The sequence below is a fragment of the Paraburkholderia acidicola genome (assembly GCF_002362315.1).
GTDB classification, from domain to species: Bacteria; Pseudomonadota; Gammaproteobacteria; order Burkholderiales; family Burkholderiaceae; genus Paraburkholderia; species Paraburkholderia acidicola.
Genome location: NZ_MTZV01000006.1, coordinates 2,839,325 through 2,860,782 on the forward strand (window position 1 = coordinate 2,839,325; position 21,458 = coordinate 2,860,782).

22 protein-coding genes are annotated in these 21,458 nt (G+C 63.3%); 11 read left to right on the top strand and 11 right to left on the bottom strand.

The window, feature by feature from the left end; translation table 11 throughout:
* Positions 1-72: 72 nt before the first annotated feature.
* Both BWP39_RS31175 and BWP39_RS31180 read right to left on the bottom strand, forming a co-directional pair.
* Positions 73-1,188 (bottom strand): porin, encoded by a 1,116-nt coding sequence (locus tag BWP39_RS31175; protein ID WP_096726011.1) that lies wholly within the window; start codon positions 1,186-1,188, stop codon positions 73-75.
* 141 nt (positions 1,189-1,329) lie between these two features.
* On the bottom strand, positions 1,330-2,529 hold the full coding sequence (locus BWP39_RS31180) for an aminotransferase class V-fold PLP-dependent enzyme (protein ID WP_096726012.1): 1,200 nt from the start codon (positions 2,527-2,529) through the stop codon (positions 1,330-1,332).
* A 129-nt stretch (positions 2,530-2,658) separates the two neighbouring features.
* Between BWP39_RS31180 and BWP39_RS31185 the strand changes: the two genes are divergently transcribed.
* Positions 2,659-3,540, top strand: a complete 882-nt coding sequence (locus BWP39_RS31185; RefSeq protein WP_096726013.1) for an IclR family transcriptional regulator — start codon at positions 2,659-2,661, stop codon at positions 3,538-3,540.
* Between the two features lie 108 nt (positions 3,541-3,648).
* The gene (locus tag BWP39_RS31190; RefSeq protein WP_096726014.1) at positions 3,649-4,110 is read left to right on the top strand and encodes a RidA family protein; all 462 of its coding nucleotides are present in this window, start codon (positions 3,649-3,651) and stop codon (positions 4,108-4,110) included.
* Between the two features lie 222 nt (positions 4,111-4,332).
* Here the strand turns inward: BWP39_RS31190 and ilvD are convergent, their stop codons facing one another.
* The 3 genes from ilvD to BWP39_RS31205 form a co-directional block, all read right to left on the bottom strand.
* Positions 4,333-6,195: a dihydroxy-acid dehydratase gene (gene ilvD / locus BWP39_RS31195; RefSeq protein ID WP_096726015.1), complete on the bottom strand. Its 1,863-nt coding sequence runs from the start codon at positions 6,193-6,195 to the stop codon at positions 4,333-4,335.
* Positions 6,196-6,425: 230 nt separating this feature from the next.
* A complete protein-coding gene (locus BWP39_RS31200) occupies positions 6,426-6,659 on the bottom strand; it encodes a hypothetical protein (protein ID WP_096726284.1) in 234 nt (77 codons plus the stop codon).
* A 98-nt stretch (positions 6,660-6,757) separates the two neighbouring features.
* Complete coding sequence (locus BWP39_RS31205; RefSeq protein WP_096726016.1) at positions 6,758-7,222, bottom strand: Lrp/AsnC family transcriptional regulator; 465 nt, start codon at positions 7,220-7,222, stop codon at positions 6,758-6,760.
* Positions 7,223-7,354: 132 nt separating this feature from the next.
* Here BWP39_RS31205 and BWP39_RS31210 point away from each other — a divergent pair, with 132 nt between their 5' ends.
* Positions 7,355-7,984 carry a LysE family translocator gene (locus BWP39_RS31210; RefSeq protein ID WP_096726017.1) on the top strand — a complete coding sequence of 210 codons (630 nt, stop codon included), beginning with the start codon at positions 7,355-7,357 and terminating at the stop codon, positions 7,982-7,984.
* 57 nt (positions 7,985-8,041) lie between these two features.
* Here BWP39_RS31210 and BWP39_RS31215 read toward each other — a convergent pair whose 3' ends face one another.
* On the bottom strand, positions 8,042-8,215 hold the full coding sequence (locus tag BWP39_RS31215; RefSeq protein WP_096726018.1) for a DUF1289 domain-containing protein: 174 nt from the start codon (positions 8,213-8,215) through the stop codon (positions 8,042-8,044).
* 145 nt (positions 8,216-8,360) lie between these two features.
* On the opposite strand from BWP39_RS31215, the gene BWP39_RS31220 reads away from it, so the two are divergent.
* Positions 8,361-8,681: a YnfA family protein gene (locus BWP39_RS31220; protein WP_096726285.1), complete on the top strand. Its 321-nt coding sequence runs from the start codon at positions 8,361-8,363 to the stop codon at positions 8,679-8,681.
* Positions 8,682-8,736: 55 nt separating this feature from the next.
* Here BWP39_RS31220 and BWP39_RS31225 read toward each other — a convergent pair whose 3' ends face one another.
* Positions 8,737-9,243 carry a DUF1993 domain-containing protein gene (locus tag BWP39_RS31225; protein WP_096726019.1) on the bottom strand — a complete coding sequence of 169 codons (507 nt, stop codon included), beginning with the start codon at positions 9,241-9,243 and terminating at the stop codon, positions 8,737-8,739.
* Positions 9,244-9,539: 296 nt separating this feature from the next.
* Between BWP39_RS31225 and BWP39_RS31230 the strand changes: the two genes are divergently transcribed.
* From BWP39_RS31230 to BWP39_RS31245, 5 genes are all read left to right on the top strand, one after another.
* Positions 9,540-11,102, top strand: coding sequence for a S53 family peptidase (locus BWP39_RS31230; protein WP_096726020.1), 1,563 nt, complete (start codon positions 9,540-9,542; stop codon positions 11,100-11,102).
* Between the two features lie 108 nt (positions 11,103-11,210).
* On the top strand, positions 11,211-12,878 hold the full coding sequence (locus tag BWP39_RS31235; RefSeq protein ID WP_096726021.1) for a S10 family peptidase: 1,668 nt from the start codon (positions 11,211-11,213) through the stop codon (positions 12,876-12,878).
* 184 nt (positions 12,879-13,062) lie between these two features.
* A complete protein-coding gene (locus tag BWP39_RS31240; protein ID WP_096726022.1) occupies positions 13,063-13,671 on the top strand; it encodes a hypothetical protein in 609 nt (202 codons plus the stop codon).
* A 101-nt stretch (positions 13,672-13,772) separates the two neighbouring features.
* Positions 13,773-13,937, top strand: coding sequence for a hypothetical protein (locus tag BWP39_RS31815; RefSeq protein WP_157915212.1), 165 nt, complete (start codon positions 13,773-13,775; stop codon positions 13,935-13,937).
* Complete coding sequence (locus BWP39_RS31245) at positions 13,937-14,215, top strand: RNA-binding protein (protein ID WP_096726023.1); 279 nt, start codon at positions 13,937-13,939, stop codon at positions 14,213-14,215. Before BWP39_RS31815 ends, BWP39_RS31245 begins: the two co-directional genes overlap by 1 nt.
* 34 nt (positions 14,216-14,249) lie before the next feature.
* Here the strand turns inward: BWP39_RS31245 and nadE are convergent, their stop codons facing one another.
* The 3 genes from nadE to BWP39_RS31260 all read right to left on the bottom strand — a co-directional run bounded on the left by nadE (position 14,250) and on the right by BWP39_RS31260 (position 17,919).
* On the bottom strand, positions 14,250-15,104 hold the full coding sequence (gene nadE / locus BWP39_RS31250) for an ammonia-dependent NAD(+) synthetase (RefSeq protein WP_096726024.1): 855 nt from the start codon (positions 15,102-15,104) through the stop codon (positions 14,250-14,252).
* 219 nt (positions 15,105-15,323) lie between these two features.
* Entirely contained in the window at positions 15,324-16,196 is an 873-nt protein-coding gene (locus BWP39_RS31255; protein ID WP_096726025.1) for a DMT family transporter, read from the bottom strand.
* Between the two features lie 166 nt (positions 16,197-16,362).
* On the bottom strand, positions 16,363-17,919 hold the full coding sequence (locus BWP39_RS31260; protein WP_096726026.1) for an ABC1 kinase family protein: 1,557 nt from the start codon (positions 17,917-17,919) through the stop codon (positions 16,363-16,365).
* A 165-nt stretch (positions 17,920-18,084) separates the two neighbouring features.
* On the opposite strand from BWP39_RS31260, the gene BWP39_RS31265 reads away from it, so the two are divergent.
* Positions 18,085-18,840, top strand: coding sequence for a DeoR/GlpR family DNA-binding transcription regulator (locus BWP39_RS31265; protein WP_096726027.1), 756 nt, complete (start codon positions 18,085-18,087; stop codon positions 18,838-18,840).
* Between the two features lie 20 nt (positions 18,841-18,860).
* Here the strand turns inward: BWP39_RS31265 and BWP39_RS31270 are convergent, their stop codons facing one another.
* The gene (locus BWP39_RS31270) at positions 18,861-19,973 is read right to left on the bottom strand and encodes a 2-aminoethylphosphonate--pyruvate transaminase (RefSeq protein ID WP_407944808.1); all 1,113 of its coding nucleotides are present in this window, start codon (positions 19,971-19,973) and stop codon (positions 18,861-18,863) included.
* A gap of 347 nt (positions 19,974-20,320) precedes the next feature.
* Here BWP39_RS31270 and phnS point away from each other — a divergent pair, with 347 nt between their 5' ends.
* Positions 20,321-21,409, top strand: coding sequence for a 2-aminoethylphosphonate ABC transporter substrate-binding protein (gene phnS, locus BWP39_RS31275; protein ID WP_096726028.1), 1,089 nt, complete (start codon positions 20,321-20,323; stop codon positions 21,407-21,409).
* Positions 21,410-21,458 lie beyond the last annotated feature (49 nt).

The following is a 21,458-nucleotide window of genomic DNA, read 5'->3' on the forward strand; positions in this document are numbered from 1 at the left end:
TCTACACGCTGGGTCGCATTGACGACACGGCGGGGCAGGCACGAAATGGATAGACGCCAGACGCGTGCCGAATCAGAACTTGTGGCGAATGCCCGCAACCGTGACGAACTGGCTGTTCGTCGACGATGCCTTGCCGATGCCTTCGACCCAAGCCGCCGAGCCCGACGCGCGCTGGTAGATGCTGTTCAGGTAAAGATCGGTGGTCTTCGACAGGAAGTACTCGCCGCCGAGACTCAACTGGTTGTAGTGCGCGTCCGGAGCGCTCGCGGCGCTGCTGTTCTGGCTCGTGAAGATATAGCCGAGCGTCAGCAGCGTGGCTGGCGTCATCTGGTAGCGCACACTTGCTTCGTAGTTCGCGAAACGCAGGCTGCCGCCCGTCAGCAGATCGAAGCGTGAGTTCGTATAGAGCAGCGCGAGGGTGGCCGGTCCGAATACGTAGGCACCGCCGCCGCCCCATACCTGGTTGCGCTTCACATTGCTGATGATTGACGAGCCGGTGTTGAAGTAGTTGTCCGACGGCGCGGCGCCGGCCGTGTTCGTGGCCGGGCTGTTCACCAGCGAATACGCGGCGTCGAGATGCAACGGTCCGGCCACGTAGTCCGCACCGACGCTCCACGCGCGATTGTTCGCGAACTGGCCCGCAGTGTTCGAGAACGCGTACATCGCGTTCGCCGTGAAGCCGGAGAAGGTCGGCGTCGTGTACTTGACCGCGTTGTTGGTGCGGTACGTGTTGTTCAGGTCGTCGTTGTCGTAGACCGCGTTCGCGTACTGGCTCAATGCGCCGACGCCGTTGATCTGCAGGTTCGACAGATAGTCCTGCACGCTGTTGTACTGGCGTCCTAACGTGATCGTGCCTGCGGTGCTGTTCGTGAGTGCGACCCATGCGCTGCGGCCGAACATCCGACCGGCCTGGCCGGCTGCGCCTGTTTCGGCGCTGAAGCCGTTTTCGAGCCTGAATGAAACCTTGTTGCCACCGCCCAGATCTTCGGTGCCGAGCAGGCCCCAGCGCGAGCCCTGCACATTGCCCTGGGTGGCTTGATACGCCTTCTGACCTGCCTGATTGCTGGTAAAGGTGAAGCCGGCATCGACGATGCCGTAAAGCGTGACGCTGCTTTGTGCCCAGGCGGTATGTGTCCCGAGCCCGGCGATGGCAACAGCGATAGTACTGCGAAGGATTTTATTTTGCATGGTGGTTTCCTCACGTCAAAGAGCGAATGCCGGCGACCGACCGGATTCGGTGTTGTTCTGCTAGTAGTAGTACTGATTGTGCAAATCGCGCAGAGCACTGGCACTAACCGCTGGCGCCACACTCAAGCGAGCTGCGGTAAATCAGTCAGGCCAGTTGCGTCGTGCAGCGGTGCGCCTTGCATCGCGTTGATGAAACGGTGTCACGAGCGGCTCGCGCGCGTCGCGGGCGTGCTGCAGTTCGGCGACGATGCGCGCCTGCACGACCGGCGCTTCGCCCGGATGCAGGTTGCACGGATCGAGAAAGAAGTAATGCAGCTCGACCTCGTGATCGCGCACGATCACGGGCTGTGAGCCGTCGCGCGGATGGGCGAGCGCATCGGCGAGATCCCATGCCGTGGTGCGCGCATCGCGTGGGTCGAGCGAGATTTTCAGGCGTTCGAGCGGATTGCCGGTCGGGTCGGCTTCGATCTGCGCGCGCACGCCGGGCAAGCGGTTCAATGCCTGCTCCCAGCTGCTCAGGTAGCCGCGTTCGCGCGCGCGAACCGCGACGTGATCGCGTTGCTGCCACTGTTCGAGTGCAGCGATTGCACCGGCGATGCCTTCCTTGCCCACCTTCATGCCACGACCAATGCCGGCATTCTGGAAGTAAGCAGCACGCACGAGCGCTTTGTTGCCCGCGACGACGCCCGCGGTCAGCCCACCGAGAAATTTGTGCGCGGAATACAGCGCGAGGTCGGCGCCCGCTGCGATAAAACGCTTCAGGTCGTATTCCGAGGCGGCATCGACGATGACGGGCACACCTTGACGATGCGCCACCTCGATGAATTCCTCGAGCGGAATCAGCCCGTAGCCGACCGTGTGATGCGAGACGACGTAGAGCGCGGCGGTGGTGTGTTCGTCGATGGCGGCGGCGAGCTGATACCCGTGCGCCTCGGTTGCCGCTCCCACGGGCACAGCGTGTGCGCCGGCGAGCCGGATGGCCTGGTCGATCGGTGCGCCGTAGTTGACCAGGTGACCGGTCTGCACGGCGACCTTGTTGCGCAGGCCTGAGGTGTGCGGCAGGCGTTCGATCAAGCCGGGATCATCGCCGGTCATCGTCGCGGCGATGGTCAGTGTGATGGCGGCCGAACAGGATGCGGTCACGTACCCGGCTTCGCTGCCGCAGGCCGTTGCGATCGCCGCGGATGCCTTGCGTTGCAGATCGTCGATTTCGACGAATTGCGGCAGTATTTCCGCGACCGCTTCGATGACCGGCGCGGCGACGCTGGACGCGCCGAGGCTCGTCATCGTGCCCGATACGTTGATGACGGGGCGCAAGCCCAGACGAGAACGGATATCCATCGAACTGCCTCCGCGACCTATTCCATAACTGTGGAATATATGTTGTAATTGAGGATTAGTCTAACATACGGTAGTTCCCGGTCAACCGGACAAAAAACATTCAGCCCGCATCGACGAGCAGAGGACACGATGACACCGACTTCCCCGTCGTTCGCCACAGATGCCGCGCACCTGCGCGCTGGCGAAATCGAAGTGCAGGCAGCGACCGAGACCGCCGACAGCGCGGAGGCCGCGCCGCGCACACGGACTAGCGCGATCGAGCGCGCCGTGCAGATTCTCGATGCGTTGCAGGAGACCGCACGGCCCGCTACTGCCTATGAGATCGCCCGCATGGTCGGCGCGCCGCCGTCGACGGTCTATTCGATCATCAGCGACCTGGTCGTGCGGAACCTGCTCGCGCGCAAACCCGACGGCACGATCTGGCTCGGGTCGCGGCTCTACGGCTATGGGTTGAGCTACGCGAGTTCGCTCGACTACCTCGGTGTCGCCAGCGAGGAAATGCAGGCGCTCTCGACCGAAGTGGGCGAGACCGTGCAGGTGTGCGGGCTCGTCGAAGGCATGATGGTCGTGCTGCAGATGGCCGAGGGGCCGGGGCATTTTCGCGTGACGTCGCGGGTCGGTAGCCGGGTGCCGCTCAACTGGACCGCGTCCGGGCGGTTGCTGGTTGCGCATCTGCCGGACGCCGAGCGGGTGGCGTTCTTCCGCCGTCACGCGAAGCCTTCGCCGACCGGCCGTGCCGAGACCCGCGCCGATGTGCTCGCGCGTCTCGCACGCGAGGCACTCGATGCACGGCTGTCGATCCAGATCGGCGAATCGGATGCATCGGTGGCGTGCCTGGCGTCGCCGGTCATCGACAACAGTGGCACGTGCGTGTTCACGATTTCGATCGTGATGCCGGAGGCCAAAGCAGCCAAAGGCACCGAACCGTTCGCCGAAGCCGTGCGCACCGTGGCGGCGCGCATCGAAACCCGGCTTGGCTGGCAACATCGTCAGTCGGAGTCAATCGGTTGATCGCTCGTTGCGTCGCTCGCTGAGCACTCATGTCAGTGGCCGTGTGCGTCACGGCCGCCCCCTGCTTCAATTTTCCAAACCGATTGCTACATGTCATCTTCGTCTTCGATGAACTGCTACGACCGCTTGCGTACGCGCGGCTTCAGACTCCCCACGGTGCCGACACCGATCGGCAATTTCACGCACTGCACCCGCGAGGGCGATCTGTTGTTCCTCTCGGGGCAGGGGCCGTTGAACGAGCGTGGCGAACTGATGACCGGCAAGGTCGGCGCCACCATCACCACCGATGAAGCGTATCTGCATGCGCAACTGGTCGGCCTGAACCTGCTGGCGGTGCTGCACGATGAACTCGGCGATCTGGCGCGCGTGAAGCGGGTCGTCAAGTTGCTCGGGATGGTCAACGCAACGCCGGAGTTCGGCGAGCATCCACGGGTGATCAACGGTTGCTCGGATCTGTTCGTCGACATTCTTGGCGAGGCGGGGCGGCATGCGCGGTCGGCGGTCGGCGTCGGCTCGCTGCCGCGCAATATCACCGTCGAGATCGAGGCGATCGTCGCTGTGCACGGTTGATTACTAGCGGGTTGCCAATGCGTGCCCGGTTACGCTTGCGTACGGCAGTCGCCATGTGCAACTAACTGTCTGTCGCGCGAACGCCCGCGCAGACCGCCGACCGTTATAAGGTCAGCGATATCGCGGGCTGTGCAAGGTGGGGGCTGTTCCTGCTAGATGAAAAATCGCTGTGGCCCTGACCGCCGCGCTGCGACAGCAGGGTCAATCCGCTTTACTGGCGTTTTACTTGCGCTTCAGTTGAGAAAGATCGCGCACCGCGCCCCGATCGGCGGAGGTCGCCAGCGCGGCATAGGCCTGCAACGCCTGCGACACCACACGTTGACGATCGACCGGCATCCAGGCCTCGCCGCCGCGCGCCTCCATCGCTGCACGACGGCGTGCCAGTTCTTCATTCGACACCGCCAGGTGCATCTTGCGATTAGGAATGTCGATCTCGATCACATCGCCTTCTTCCACGAGACCGATCGTGCCGCCTTCGGCCGCTTCCGGCGAAGCATGCCCGATCACAAGTCCTGACGAACCGCCGGAGAAGCGTCCATCGGTAAACAACGCACAGTTCTTGCCGAGCCCGCGTGATTTCAGATACGAGGTCGGGTAGAGCATTTCCTGCATACCGGGGCCGCCCTTGGGGCCTTCGTAACGGATCACGACGACGTCGCCCGCGACGACCTTGTCGCCGAGGATGGCTTCGACGGCATCGTCCTGGCTCTCGAAGACGCGCGCGCGGCCCGAGAAAATCCACTGCGATTCGTCGACCCCGGCAGTCTTGACGATGCAACCGTTCTCGGCGAGGTTACCGTACAACACGGCGAGGCCGCCATCTTTCGAATAGGCGTTCTGCTTGCTGCGAATACACCCGTTCTTGCGATCGGTATCGAGCGCGGCGAACGTCGCTTCCTGGCTGAATGCAACCGTGGTCGGAATGCCACCGGGCGCCGCACGGAAGAGTTTCTGCGCGTCTTCGCCCGCGCCACCGGCGACGTCCCATTTGGCGATCGCGTCGCCCAGCGTGCCGCTATGCACGTTGCCACACGACAGGTCGAGCAGATCCGCACGCGCCAGTTCGCCGAGAATGCCCGGGATGCCGCCTGCGCGATGCACGTCTTCGATATGGTATTTGTCGGTGGCGGGGGCCACCTTGCACAGACACGGCACCTTGCGCGAAATGCGATCGATGTCGGACATCGTGAAATCGACACCGCCTTCCTGCGCGGCTGCCAGCAGGTGCAGCACGGTATTGGTCGAACCGCCCATGGCGACGTCGAGCGCCATCGCGTTCTCGAATGCCTGCTTGCTCGCAATGCTGCGCGGCAGAACCGAGGCGTCTTCTTCCTGGTAGTAACGACGGCACAGATCCACCACCAGACGGCCGGCCTGTTCGAACAGACCTTTGCGCCACGCGTGCGTGGCGACGATCGTGCCGTTACCGGGCAGCGCGAGGCCGATTGCTTCGGTCAGGCAATTCATCGAGTTGGCGGTGAACATGCCCGAGCATGAACCGCACGTCGGGCAGGCGCTGCGCTCGATCTCAGCCACTTCCGCGTCGCTGACTTTCGAATCGCCGGCCTTGATCATCGCGTCGATCAGATCGATCTTGGCGATCACCTGGCCGTCGGTCGGCGATTTGATCTTGCCGGCTTCCATCGGACCGCCGGACACGAACACCACGGGGATGTTCAGGCGCATCGCGGCCATCAGCATGCCCGGCGTGATCTTGTCGCAGTTCGAGATGCAGACCATGGCGTCGGCGCAGTGCGCGTTGACCATGTATTCCACCGAGTCGGCGATCAGCTCGCGCGACGGCAACGAGTACAGCATGCCGCCATGGCCCATGGCGATACCGTCGTCCACGGCGATGGTGTTGAATTCCTTGGCTACACCACCGGCCGCTTCGATTTCTTTCGCGACCAGTGCACCGAGGTCGCGCAGATGCACGTGACCCGGCACGAACTGCGTGAACGAGTTCACCACCGCAATGATCGGCTTGCCGAAATCGCCGTCCTTCATGCCGGTGGCACGCCACAACGCGCGGGCGCCGGCCATGTTGCGGCCGTGGGTCGAAGTGCGTGATCGATAGTCAGGCATCTGGGTCCTCTGGTATTGGGGTCGTCGAAGTTGGAGTTTTGCCCAGGCTGGCCAGTGCGCTAACGGCATGGCGGCACACCGCGAGCCCGCAGAGAGCGGCTCGCTTGTGCGAGCGCGGTATGCGCTGGGAATGCGAATAGTGCGAGAGTGGCGGTAAGACGTCCAATATATTTTTTCGGCGGAATTAGGTCGAAAAAGATATTAATTGGACGTAGCCGACTACTGCGAGCTCAACGCTCGCCGTCGAGCAGATCGCCGAGCATTTCGTCGAACGCACCTTGTGCGTCTTCGAGTTCCTGGAGCGCGGCATCAAAGGTCTGCAGCGCGATCTGCGACGGCCGGCCGTCGCCGGTGGGCGGGAATTGCGACTGCAATCCAGCGAACGCTGTCTGCACCTGGCGGGTTGCCGCCACGACGCGCTCCATCGCGCGGGATTCTTCGGCTCGTGCCTGTTCGGGATTCATGAAAACTCCATGGGGTAGGGGTGCGGCGATCGCGCCATAGCGCGCACTATGCCACGGCTTGTCCGTGGCGATATCGTTGTGATTTGCCGTTAGCGCGGTCAAGGCACCGGCAGTCCGGCGCTCGCTTTTACTTCGCGCAATGACAGCGACGATTCCACCGAGGTAACCCCCGGCAGACTGCGCAGTTCGTCGCGCATGAAGCTGCCGTAATCATCGAGATCGCGCGCGACCACCTGCAGGATGTAGTCCGCGCTGCCCGACACGTTATGGCACGACAGAATGCGCGGAATGGCCTGCACCTCGCGTTCGAAGCGCATTGCGACCGTACGGTCATGCACCGCGAATCGAACATAGATGAACGCCACCACCCCGTAGCCCAGCGCAGAGCGCGACAGCATCGCGCGATAGCGCTCGATGTAGCCGGCGCTTTCGAGCCGCTTGAGGCGCCGGGCGCACGGCGTTTCGCTGAGGCCGACGGTTTCGGCGAGACGCGCGTTCGACATACGCCCGTCGGTCTGCAGGGCGGCGAGGATCGCGCGGTCGACTTTGTCGAGGTCGGTCATGGCAGGGGAAAGCTTTGATAGAAGGCCAGATATTAGTGCATTCCACCATCTTGAGGCGAGAGAGGTCAGTCATTCGCCAATATTCACTCACCTGGCGCTGGCAAGATAGAGCCTCTTCAACGCGAGGTTCATATGGTTTCAGCTCATCTCCTGATTGTCTTCATTGCCGCGCTGGTCGTTGTTTACGCGGTGCCCGGACCGGATATGGCGCTGATCCTGCAAACGAGCATCGGTCAGGGTGCGCGCAGAGGGTTCGCGGCCGCCGGTGGTCTCGCGATTTCCCGCGCCACGCACGTGACGCTATCGGCATGCGGCGTCGCGGCGCTGTTGCGCAGCGCGCCGTGGCTGTATGAAGTGGTGCGTTATGGCGGCGCGGCGTATCTGGCGTGGATTGCGGTGCAGATTTTTCGCTCGCCGGTGTTTGCGCTGCCTGATGGCGCAGCGCAGGAGGCGGCACCGCGGCCGTTGCGCGCTGTTTTCGTCAAAGGGCTGCTGACCAATCTGCTGAATCCGAAGGCGCTGCTTTTCTGCTCGGTGCTGCTGCCGCAGTTCGTGCGGCCCGAGACCGGTCCGGTCGCGCTGCAGATGGTCGTGCTGGGCGGCGTGCTTCTCGTGGTCGGCGCGTGTTTCGATGCGATCTATGCGATCGGTGCTGCACGCATTGCCGGTTGGGTCCGTGCCCATCCGCTTGCGCAGACGGTGCAGCGATGGACCTTCTCTGCGGCGCTGATCGGCTTCGCGCTGCGGCTTTCGTTCGACTGAGCCAGGCGTACACCAGAGCTGGGAGTTTTCCGGCCCATCGGTGCCATTGCTGCGCTGCTATCTATCGAGCAGCGCCTCCCGCCGGGACCGATCATCGATCACCTTCAGCCGATGCTTGTCTTTCATCTTCTTCCAGCTCTTGCATTCGTCGCGGGTGCGCAGGCAACCGACGCACAGGCCGGTCTTCGAATCGAACTTGCAGATATCGATGCAGGGAGATTTGACGCTCATGTGACATTGGGTGTGTAGACACGGAGCGGGCACTGTCGCATAACGAAGCGCGCGCAGGCCATGTGATTGTGTCAATGCAGGCCATAGGCGCTGCCGTGTGCATGCCGTTTCCGGTAACCTGCGGACTTTCTTCCTTGACTCGATGATGAAGATCGTCCTGCTCTATGTGGTGACCGCGATTGCCGAGATCGTCGGTTGCTATCTGCCGTGGCGCTGGTTGAAGGCCGACGGTTCAGCGTGGCTGCTCATTCCCGCCGCGTTCTCTCTTGCCACTTTCGCATGGCTGCTTACGCTGCATGGTGCGGCGGCCGGCCGCGTCTATGCCGCGTATGGCGGCGTCTACGTCGCGGTGGCGATCGTCTGGCTGTGGGGCGTCGAGCACGTACGCCCGACTGCGTGGGATTTTGCCGGCGCAGCGGTCACGCTGGCTGGAATGGGCATCATCGCGTTCCAGCCGCGCTTCTGATCGCGGATCGGGCCGGCCCCAGGGGCAGGACGGCCCGGCGTACCGTTATGCGTTGTTATCTATTGCCGAGATAATCGTTTTTGCCGATCTCGACACCACTGTGCCGCAGGATGTCGTACGCGGTCGTGACGTGGAAAAAGAAATTGGGCAGCGCGAAATGCAGCAGGTAGTTGACGCCCGAAAACTCGATGGGGCCCGTACGCATCTTCAACGTGATCGTGCGCTCTTCCGAGCCGTCGATCTGCGCCGCTGTGAATTCCTTCAAGTAGGCATTCGTCTTCTCAATACGGGCGATCAGTTCGTCGAACGTCAACTCGACGTCGTCGTACTTCGGAATATCGACGCCAGCGAGACGGGCGGCGCAGCCTTTGGCGGTATCCGTGGCGATATAGACCTGGCGGACGAGCGGCAACATGTCAGGAAAAAGACGGGCGCCGGTGAGAGCGGACGGATCGATCTGCTTTTCCGCAGCGTGAGCCTGGGCCTTGCCGAGGATCGCTTGCAGATTGGTGAGGCCGCGCATCAGTACGGGCACCGATGCTTGATACATCGAAATAGACATGGAGAGATTTCCTCGATTCTTCGATCGGGTTCGCGACGTGGCGCGAGAGGCGTGAACATAACGGCGGGATTGCCGTTGCAGCATCATAGCGCGATCGGCAGCGGCGGTTGCATCGTCCGCTGGGCCAGGTATCGCCGCTTCCGGAACTGTGTTTGAATGGACTTGTCCGACCGCTTGACGTTGTTCCTGAAATGAAGGCCCGGTGCGGGTTTCGATGGAGCCTTACCGTCTGTCTTTGGGTCCCGCCGGGCCTAACGCATGACCCAAGCGGTCACGCACGAAGGAGAGTCGATAACATGGGCAAACATCCGTTGCCAGGAAGCGAGAAGGGCGTTGCAGAAGGTTCGAAAGTTGTTGGACATTGCGATCCGACGCAGCAGATCGAAGTGGTGGTGATGCTGCGCCGCCAGGATCAGCAGCAGTTCGAGCAGCTCGTGGAAAAAATCACCTCGGGCGATCCGTCCGCCCAGCCTGTTTCACGCGAAGCATTTGCGAAACAGTTCGGCGCTGCACCTGCCGATATCGCGCGAACCAAAGCGTTTGCGGCCCAGCATGGCCTGACGGTGGTCCGCGAAGATCCTGCAGCCAGCACGATCGTGCTGGGCGGCACGGTCGCACAGTTTCAGGCCGCATTCGATGTCCAGCTCCAGCACTACGAACACCATTCAATCGGCCAGTATCGCGGCCGCAGCGGTCCGATCAATGTTCCCGATGATTTGAACGGTGTGGTCACTGCCGTTCTTGGGCTCGACAACCGTCCCCAGGCGCGCCCGCATTTCCGTATCCGACCGCCATTTCAGCCAGCGGCCGGTGCGCGTCAGCAAACGTCGTACACACCGCTGCAACTCGCCTCGCTGTATCAGTTTCCCGCCGGCGATGGCAGCGGCCAGTGCATCGGCATCATCGAGCTTGGTGGCGGTTACCAGAGCTCCGATCTGCAAGCGTACTTTTCCAGTCTCGGTGTGAAGGCACCTACGGTCGTGTCGGTTGGCGTCGACGAAGGCAGCAATCAACCGAGCGGTGACCCGAGCGGACCCGACGGCGAAGTCACGCTCGACATCGAGATCGTCGGTGCGGTCGCGCCGGGCGCCAGGGTCGCGGTCTACTTCACACAGAATAGCGACGCCGGTTTCATCGACGCGGTGAACCAGGCCGTCCACGATACGACCAACAAACCCTCGGTGATCTCGATCAGCTGGGGTGGCCCGGAAACCTCGTGGACGACCCAGTCGCAGCAGGCGTTCAACAACGTGCTGCAAGCTGCTGCGGCGGTCGGCGTGACGATCTGCGCGGCGTCGGGCGACGGCGGTTCGAGCGACGGCGCGAGCGGCGGCAATCACGTCGACTTTCCAGCCTCGAGTCCCTATGTGCTGGCATGCGGTGGCACGACGCTGCACGCATCGGGCAACGCAATCACGCAGGAAACGGTCTGGAACGACGGTGCGTCGGGCGGAGCGGGCGGTGGCGGCATCAGTAGTGCGTTTGCCGTGCCGACATGGCAGAAGGGTTTATCCGCGACGGCGACGCATGGTGGCAAGATTGCGCTGACGGGCCGGGGCGTGCCCGATGTCGCAGGCGATGCATCGCCTGTGACGGGCTACACCGTGTTGATCGACGGCGCGCAGACGGTGGTGGGCGGTACGAGCGCGGTGGCGCCGTTGTGGGCAGCACTGATCGCTCGCATCAACGCTATCAAGGGCGCACCGGTTGGCTTCGTCAACCCGAAGCTGTACCAGGCAGCAAGCGCTTTCAACGATATCACGCAGGGCAATAACGGCAGTTTCGCTGCGTCGCCAGGTTGGGACGCGTGTACCGGGCTTGGCAGCCCGAATGGCCAGAAAATCGCAGCAGCACTCTAGACGGCGGACATCGCGCGGGGTTCTTCCCCGCGTGCTGCGGACGCTGTCGGTGGACACGACGCCAGCGGGCGTCAGACGATGTCAATTAACGAATCCGATGGAGTGATCATGACGAACCCCGATTCAGCTTCCGGTAGTCCGCAGTCGCGACACAACTCACACGCTCATTCCGCTGCACCGTCGCCTGCGAGTGCGAGCACGCCACATCGCGCGGGCGACCAGCCGTTCTTCGATCCTGTCGCGTATGGCAACGGGCCCGACGATTCCGTGACCGACGCAACCGAGAACGCGGCGATCACGAAGCATTCCATCGTGATCGGCGGCAAGAAGATCGCTTACACGGCGACGGCCGGACACCTCGTCACGGTCGACTCCAGCAGTTCGCTGCCCAGCGCGAAGATGTTCTACGTCGCGTTCACGCAAGATAACCAGAAGGAAGATACCCGGCCGGTCACGTTCTTCTACAACGGCGGACCGGGTTCGTCGTCGGTGTTCGTGCTGCTGGGTTCGTTTGCGCCGCGCCGGATCAAGACATCGATGCCGGGCTTTACGCCGCCTGCGCCGTATCAGATGGAAGACAACCCGGACAGCCTGCTCGACAAGAGCGATCTGGTGTTCCTCAATCCGGTCGGCACGGGTTACTCGGCGGCGATTGCACCGAACAAGAACCGCAATTTCTGGGGCGTCGACGAAGATGCCGATTCGATCAAACAGTTCATCAAGCGGTTCCTGACCAAGAACAACCGCTGGAATTCACCGAAGTTTCTATACGGTGAATCATATGGCACCGCGCGTAGCTGCGTGCTGGCGTACAAGCTGCACGAAGACGGTGTGGATCTGAACGGCGTAACGCTGCAGTCGTCGATTCTCGATTACACCCAGTCGGGCAATCCGGTCGGCGCGCTGCCCACCGCTGCGGCTGACGCATGGTTCCACAAAAAGCTCGGCATCGCGCCGACGCCGACCGATCTCGGCACGTTTGCCGAAGAGGTCGCGCAGTTCGCGCGCACCGACTACCTGGCCGCGCTGCGCAAGTTCCCGACCACCGACGACGCAACCATCGAGAAACTAAGCGAGTACACCGGCATCGACAAGACGACGCTGATCGCGTGGAGCCTCGATGTCGCCGCGTATGACAGCCGTGGTAATTCACTATTCCTGACCACGCTGCTGAAATCGAAAGGGCTCGCGCTCGGTTCGTATGACGGCCGGGTGACCGCGATCGATACCGGCATCGCCGGCCAGGTCGATCCGAACTCTGGCGGCAACGACCCGACCATGACCGCAGTGACCGGCGTCTATACGACGATGTGGAACACCTACCTGAACGAGCAGTTGAAGTTCACATCGAACTCGTCGTTCACCGACCTGAACGACCAGGCCTTCGCGAACTGGGATTTCGGCCACATCGATCCGACCGGTGCGCAGAAAGGGCTCGACGCGCAGGGCAACATCATCCTGTACACAGCCGGCGATCTCGCGGCCGTGATGGCGCTCAATGTCGATCTGAAGGTGCTCTCGGCGAACGGCTTCTACGACTTTGTCACACCGTTCTATCAGACCGTGCTCGACCTGCAGCAGATGCCGCTCGTCAGCGCGCAGGTGCGCCAGAACCTGGCGGCGCGCTTCTACCCGTCGGGCCATATGGTCTATCTCGACGGCGGTTCGCGGACCGCGTTGAAGGCCGATCTCGCGAAGATGTACGACAGCGCCGTGACCAATACGGCGGCGGTTGGACGGATTCGCGCGTTGCAGGCGCGCCGGGCCGCCAGCTAGGCGCATTGCGTTAGCGTCACTTCGCTGTGAATGGGCGCTAGATCTGCCCGTATGAGCAGCACAACCCGGCGGACCCTGCAGGAAAGATGGGGTTCGCCGGCATTCCGGTTCGGCACACCGATTCCGGATATGTTTTAATTGGCCTGCGAATAAATCTACGCGCCATACGCTGGTGCGCCGACTGATGAACGCAGGAAATCTTCTTACGCGCCGCCAATGCGCGCGCATTGCCGCTCCAGATCGTGCGAGTCTCCCGGACCGTTCGTCCGGTCGTATCGGTGCGCGCGTGCTGCACCTCGGCCTTGCGATGACGCTCGGCGCGACGATTGCCGCGCACATCGAAGCCGCGCATGCGCAGACCCCGTCGATGCTCGACGACAAGGTGACGCAGCAATCGGTGGAAGAGACGATCTGCCGCCCCGGTTATGCGGACACCGTCTCGCCACCGCTCGACGAACTGATGGCGCACAAAGACCGTCTGCTTGCAGCGCGCGGCATCGATGCCGACGACGGCACCCGCTACGCACTCGACCGGCGTGTGCCGGTGGTACTCGGCGGCTCGCCCGATGCGCCCGCGAATCTCGGGCTGCTTCCGTGGGCCGGCCACCAGGGCGAGCGTCGCAAGGAACTGCTCACAGCGAAACTCAAACGTTGCGTCTGTGCGGGCAAGATCAGCCTGAGCGATGCGCAGGGCGCGATTGCCGGTAACTGGTCGGCCTGGTATCAGGGCTTTGCCGACACGTCCTGCGAGATCAGCCGCGAAGATGTCGCGACCAGTGACAGCGTGCCCTGACGCGCACAACACACTTTTCCTCGTCCCAGACACATTGCCTCATCGCTTTCGGGTACGAATCTGGCTATGCTTGAACTAACGCGGATATCGGGAGAACGAACATGACGATGGTGACCATTTCTGCAGGACTGGTGTCGCTGGCCTTGCTCGGCGCAGTTGCGGCGGCGCTGGCTCGTCAACTGGCGCGCGATGCTGCCGCACGCGCGCGTCTTCAACCGGTGCGCGTACGCGTAACAGATCACAGCGCCCGCCGGTCGAGACATTGATGAACGTGCGTGTCTGGAACATCCCGCAATCGTGCTCCGAGCAGGACGTACGCGCGTTCCTGCAGCATGAACTCGGCCACTACGCGAAGAGCGTGACCGTGTACGAGGCCGGGACGGCTAACGCTTATGCGATTGCCGAGCTGAACGCGGAATTGCCGTATATCGGGGATGTGATCGCGCAGCAGTTGCACGGCAAGCTGCTCGACGGCGTGGTGCTGCAGGCGAGCGCGGCCCCGTTCGGCGACGAACCCGATCCGAGGCACAAGCAAGACAGTTGACGCACGCGGCCGCCCAACAACGGGCGGCTCGCGATCAAACTTCCGCAGTCGGCCAGTCGAACGGCGTGTAGGGCAGCGCCCGCTTGTGACGCGTCGCATTGTAGAAACGCAGCACCGTGTCATACACGGCATCGCTGACCGCCTTACCTTCCAGGAAATCGTCGATATCGTCGTAGCGAATGCCATATGCGTCCTCGTCGGGGCGCAGCGGGCGCAGCATTTCGAGGTCGGCGGTGGGTACCTTGTGCACCAGCGCATCCGATGCACCGAGTTCCCGTGCCACCTCGCGCACGCGGCGCTTGTTCAGCCCCGCGAGCGGCAGCACGTCGGCGCCGCCATCGCCAAATTTTGTGAAGAAGCCCATCACCGACTCGGCCGCATGATCGGTGCCGATGACCACACCCACGCGCGAACTGGCGACCGCATACTGCGCGATCATCCGCTGGCGAGCCTTGATGTTGCCGTGTACGAAGTCCTGCTGCGCGTGATCGGCAAACTGGGTTCCGCTGGCGTTGAGTGCCTCGAGCATGGCATCGGCGGCGGGTTTGACATCGACGGTCAGATTTTCGTCTGCACGGATAAACCCGAGCGAGCGCTGTGCGTCCGCTTCGTCACGCTGCTGGCCGTACGGCAGACGCATCGCGACGAAGTGCGCGTCGTAGCCTTCCGCGCGTAGCCGCTCGACGGCGAGCTGCGCGAGGCGGCCGGCTGTGGTCGAGTCGATGCCGCCGCTTATCCCAAGTACGTATGTCTTCAGGCCACTCGTGCGCAGATAGCGCGCGAGGAACGCCACACGGCGCTCGATTTCCTGTGCCGCGTCGAAATCCCGCGCGACGTGCAATTCTGCGGCGATGCGCTGCTGATGAGCGGCGCGATCGGATTGAGTCATCGGTCGTTCTCCCTGAAACCGGTTGAGGTGCGACGCCTGGGTTGGCGCGACGGCGGTCCGCGAAGCGCATGCGTGCGCGCCTATTGTACGGATTGGTGGCACGGCTGCATGGAGACGCGCATTCGCAAACGCCACGGGGCGCGGGCTCGTGAAGATACGCTACGCATCAACGAGCGTCACCCGGCGCGGCCGCCAAACGCAAACCAGGGCCACTCAGCGTCACGACCGCGCGAGCAGCACCCCCACCAGCGCCACACCGAACCCGACCACCTGCAAGGGCAGCAGCATTTCGCCGAACCCGACGTAGCCTTCGAGCGCGGCGAGCGGTGGCGCAAGAAACAGCAGCGCGGTGGCGCGCGACGCATCGCCGCGACGGACCATCCAGACGAGCAGCGTTACGCTGACACCCGACAACATCACGATCCCCCACGCCAGCGATGCCCACAATTCAGGCGCCGGAATCCAGCGATGTTCGCCGAGCGCGACAGCAAGCACAGCCGCGACCGCCGCCGCACCGAAGTTCTGCACGGCACTGGCACTGCGGATATCGGCTTTCGCCAGCGACGTCTTCTGGAACAATGTGCCCGCCGTAATGGCGCAGACCGCGAGCAACGAAATCGCGATGACGAGCCACGATGGCGCCGAGCTATGTACTGTCGACGGAACCGTCTGGGTGAGCCGCGGCTCCAGCACGAGCGCGACGCCGACGAGCCCGAGCGCCATGCCGGCCCAGCCGCGCCGCGACAACCGCTCGCCGAATAGCGGCGCGGCGACGGCTGCTGTCATCAGCGGTTGCAATGCGCCGAGCAGCGCCATCACGCCGGCACTCACGCCTTGTGCGACGGCCCAGTATCCGGCGCCGAGGTAGACACCTTGCAACATCGCGCCCGCGAACAGGTGCTTGCCGAGATCGCGTCCGGTCGGCCAGCGGGCGCGGGTTGCGAGCGCGACCAGTGCAAACACCAGCGCCGTACCGCCGAAGCGTGCCAGCAGGAACAGGTTGGGATCGGCGAACGGCGTGATCGCGCGGGCGACGACAAAGCCCGTCGACCAGAGCACGACGAAAACGGCAGCAATGACGGTGACGAGCATCGAGAAGTGGCGGTGTGGCAAAACGGCAGTATTGCCCGGTGCGTGGTGGCGCGTCTTGTTCGGTACTGCACTCTGTGCGGTGCCGTAGCGAAGTGGAACGGGCTCTCACACCGCGTAGTAAAGCGAACCAGGCTCTAAACCCCAGCTCGCTGCAAATCCCATCACCCTACCGAACCACCAGCATCGCCCACGCTCCCAGCAACCCACCGCAGACCGCGCACATCCACAGCAGCACGCGAGTACGCCGGTACTCGCGCCCGAGATCCACCAGCAGTTGCTGTTGCTGGCGCGACACCGTGTGATCGTGCCGCTGCTGCAGATAGCGCGCAGCCAGCGCCGGCATGCGCGGCACGATGTTGGCGAGATGCGGCAGCTCGCGCGACAGCCGACGCAGCCAGCCGCGATGATCGATATCGCGGCGCGCGATTTCCGCGAGTGCGGTGCGGGCGATATGCCACGTGTTCACGCCTGGATGCAGCGCGCGCGCCAGCGCTTCCGCCTGCTCGAAGGCACGTTGCGCGTCGGCGAGCCGCGGCGAAACACCGCCGTCGAACGGCAGCACCGAATGCAGCAGATGGTGAAACAGCGAACCCGCCGAGCGGTCGTGCGGATGATCGGCGAAATGCGCTTCGCTGCGCATGCGCAGTTCGGCTTCGAGCATCTCGGTGCGCGTGGTGGCCGGAACGTGCCCCGCGTCGCGATGCATATCCGCAAGGCGGCTGTAATCCTGCTCGAAGAGGGCGGTCGCGCCGTGTACGAAAAATTCCCGTTCGCTGGACGACAGGCTCGACATCAGCGCGAAATCCGCGAGCACGAGACGCCCGAGCGTGTCGGGCTCGATGCTGACGCGCACGCGCCGGGCATCGAGCGCGGCGTGAAAAAACCCGTGTTCGAACGCCTGTTGCGTGACGACCTCGACGATATGTGCCGCGAGCCGCGCAAGATTCACGCGATGCTCGCCGAGACCGACGAGATCGGTGGCGGGCAGCGTCGTGATGCGTTGCATCGCGAGTGTGTGGTCGGTACACAGATCCCAGATCACATCTGGAATGACGAGCCGTTTGTCGCCGTCGAAGTGATGACCGGACTGGCTCAGGTTGGCCGCCTCGGCGCGCAGGTCGAAACGCCGTAGCAGATCGCGGCTGAACGAGTCCGCCAACGAGCGCAACTGCAGCTTGCGCGCAGGTCCCGACAGCCGTTCGAGCCAGCGCGCAGCCCAGCACAGCAGCGCAACGTCGTCGCCGATCTGCCGGACCTGCGCAGTGCGCACGAGCTTGATCGCAATGTCGGCGTGACCGTTGATCGGCGTGACGAGGCGGGCAACGTGCGTCTGTTCCGCGAAGCCGCTCTGGGCCGGCGTCAGATCGATCGAGGCAAACAGCGTGGCGAGCGGACGGCCGAGCGCTGCTGTCAGCGTCCGTTCGACCTCGTGCGGCGGCAGCGGCTCTTCGAGGTGGCCGACTGCATCGAGCGCGTCGTGCAGTGTGCCGGTCGCGAGTTCCGGGTGTTCCATGAGCGCCTGTGCAACGGTGCCCGCCAGCGGCCCGAGTTGCGGCAGCGCACGATGCAGGCCGACCGGCGCTTCGCCCGCTGCGTGCATGCGGCTGATGAGTGTCGCCATCCAGTGCAGCTTGTGGTGCTGCGGAGCAGCAACCCAGAGCAGGTGTGCGCCATAGCGCAGCAGGTGGAACAGCAGGAGGAGGCGGCGAAACAGTGGCGGCATCGTTGGATCGGTCGGCGGCGGCGCTTCGCGAAGCGCCGCCCGGGCGCTCAGGTTAGCAGGGAACCACGCCGGACGGGACATTGCGGTCTGTCGCGTAATACAATGCACAGGTCGACCGGACTCCTACCCGAACTCACACGTGCCACCTGGTGCCCCTTCATCTAGATGCTCGCCGAACAACGCCACCAATACATCCTCTCGCAAGTCGCCAAGAACGGCGCACTGTCGGTAGCAGAGCTAGTCCGCGAACTGAACGTGTCGCGCGAGACAATCCGGCGCGATCTGAATGCGCTCGCGGGGCGCGGTTTGATCGTGACGACGCACGGCGGCGCGCTGTCCAGCGATCGCCGCGAACCGGATCTCGATGTGCGCGAAGCGGAGAATGCTGGCGCGAAACGTGCGATCGGCGAGCGCGCTGCACTGCTGGTGCCTGACGGTGCATCGCTCGTCATCGATTCGGGCAGTACCACACAAGCCGTCGCGCGGGCACTGACCGATCGGCACCGCTTGTCTGTCTATACGAACGACTGGCGAATTGCGCTGCTGCTCGGGCGGCGCAACGACAATCGCGTGACGCTGCTGGGCGGCGAACTGTCCGACAACGAAGATGCGACGCTCGGGCTCGATACGGTGCAGCAACTCACGCAATACCACACCGATTTCGCGTTCGTCGGCGCGGGCGGCATTACACCGGACGCGTGGCTGACCGACTACACGCGCATTGCTGCCGAAGTCCGCGCGCGCATGATCGCAGCCGCCGATACCGTGGTCGTGGTAGCCGATCATTCGAAGTTCGGGCGTGTTACGCCGGTGCGCATCAAGGGCTTTGAAAGCGCGCGCTACGTCGTGACCGAACTCGCACCCGACCGCGCGCTCGGCAAGGCGATCGTGGCGCGCGGCCCCGAACTGCTGATCGCCTGAACCGGCGCAGCGCCTCTCCCTTACCTGACCTTCAATCCCAACGCGACGAGTGCGCGGCCGATGGCCGCCACCGCGTTGTGCAACTCGTTGGCATCGATCGCACCGATACAGCCGACGCGGAACGTCTCCACCTGCGTGAGCTTGCCCGGATAGAGTATGTAGCCCGCGTCGCGCACGGCGGCATAGAAGTCCGCAAAGCGCCAGGCCGGATCGTTCGGCGCGTGGAACGTGACGATCACCGGCGCCTGCACCTCCGGCTTCAGGAACGGCTCGAGCCCGAGTGCTTTCATTCCGTCGACCAGCGTCGCGCAATTACGCACATAGCGCGCACCGCGCGCCGGCTGACCGCCTTCGGCAATGAAGGTATCCAGTGCCTGACGCAGCGCCGCGACCACGTGCGTCGGCGGCGTGAAGCGCCACTGTGTGGTCTTCTGCATATACGTGTACTGGTCGTGCAGATCGAGCGCGAGCGACGGCGAACGTCCTTCGCTCGCTTCGAGCAGCTCGCGCCGCACGATCACGAACCCCATCCCCGGCACGCCTTCGAGACATTTGCCGCTGGCCGACACCAGCGCATCGATGCCGCCGCGGCGCAGATCGATAGGCAGCGCGCCGAGCGAACTCATCGCGTCGACAATCAGGCGTTTGCCATGCCGTTGACATACGGCGGCGATTTCATCGAGGGGATTGAGCAGGCCCGCGCTCGTCTCCAGATGCACCTGCGCGACGTGGGTGATGCGCGGGTCGCCGTTGAATGCGTCTTCGATTGCCACGGCAGTGACGGGTTCGTCCTCGCGCAGCGCCAGCTCGACATACGCAATGCCGAGCCGTTGCAGGATCCGGATGATGCGTGTGCAGTAGGCGCCGTTATTGGGTACCAGCACACGGCCGTCGCGCGGGACCAGGGTGCCGAGCGCGGCTTCGACGGCGAAGGTACCGCTACCTTGCAGCGGTACGCATACATAGTCGTTTTGCCCGTGGACGATTTCCACGAGGTCGGCGCAGACGCTCTGGGTCATGCGGTTGAATGAGGTATCCCACGAGCCCCAGTCGTGCAGCATGGCCTCGCGGGTCGCGGGCGAAGTGGTCAAAGGGCCCGGCGTCAGCAGGACTGGATCGTTTCCGAGAATCACATAACCTCCTACGTCAATGATGAGAAGTGCGCACTGGCGCACACGTGTTGGTTTGCATATTATTGGCGAATTGTGTCATTTTTTGGAAATGGTGAAAATAGTCATGGTGCTGTCACGCAAACCTGTGATTCTTGCCGAACCCGTTCAGGCAAGGCTGCAGGTCGGGTGGCGCGCTGGCTCGGATGATTCTCGGGTAGTCTTGCTGGGCATGGAGCGCGCAGGTTTGTAGGCAATCTGCAATCTGGCTGGACCAGCCAGACGTACGCGGCGCGGCGCTACCGCCGTTCAATCACAATAGCCAGGGTTTTTCCTGGTGAATAGTTTTCCGTTTCCTCGGAGAGAGCGACATGACAAAGACGAATCCCCATCGCACGCCAGTCCGTGCCGTCCGCAAACTGCTGCCGGCCCTCGTGACGGCGGCTGCCTTCGGCGCGGCCCTGCCGGCCCATGCGGCGGATCCGGTGGTGCTGTACACGGCCGATGGCCTCGAGAATCTGTACAAGGACGTGCTGCCGGCCTTCGAAAAGAAGGAAGGCGTGAAGGTGGCGATCGTGACGGCGGGCAGCGGGGAAGTCGTGAACCGCGCGACGATCGAAAAGGATTCGCCGAAAGCGGACGTGCTCGTCACGCTGCCACCGTTTATCCAGCAGGCCGATCAGGCCGGTCTGCTGCAGGCTTACCAGAGCGCGAACTACAAGAACGTGCCGGCCATCGCCAAGGCGCCGGGCGGTACGTGGGCGACGTTCGTCAACAACTACTTCTCGTTTGCGATCAACCCGGAAGTCGTGAAGACGCAGCCGAAGACGTTTGCCGATCTGCTTCATCCGGACTACACCGGCAAGATCGCGTACTCGAATCCGGCAACAGCCGGCGACGGGATGGCCGTGATCATCCTGACCACCTCGCTGATGGGTGAAGACAAGGCATTCGATTACCTGAAGAAGCTCGAACAGAGCGCGAAGTTCCACACGAAGGGCACCGGCTACCTCGATGTGCTGCTTTCACGTAACGAGATTTCGGTAGCGAACGGCGATCTGCAGATGGATCTCGACGACGCTGCGAACGGCGGCCTGTCGCTCAAGCCGATCTTCCTCGCCGCCGAGGCGGGCGGCCAGCCGTCCACGTTCCAGTTGCCGTACGCGATCGGCCTGATCAAGGGCGGTCCGAACCAGGCTGAAGGCAAGAAGCTGATCGACTACCTGATGTCGACCGACGTGCAGGCGAAGGTGCCGGACATCTTCGGTATCCCGGGTCGCACCGACGTGCCGCTCGCCGGCAAGAACGGCGCCGCGGTGAAGCAGGCGATCGCCGGTGTGAAGCTGATTCCGGTGGACTGGACCCAGGTCATGGCGAAGAAGGCCGACTGGACCACGCGCTGGAAGAACGACGTGATCGGCGATTCGGGCAAGCAACTCGAAGTCGTCAAACCGAAATAATCGCGACGTCGCGTCGAGATCGACGCGACCCACGCGTAGTTATCGTTTC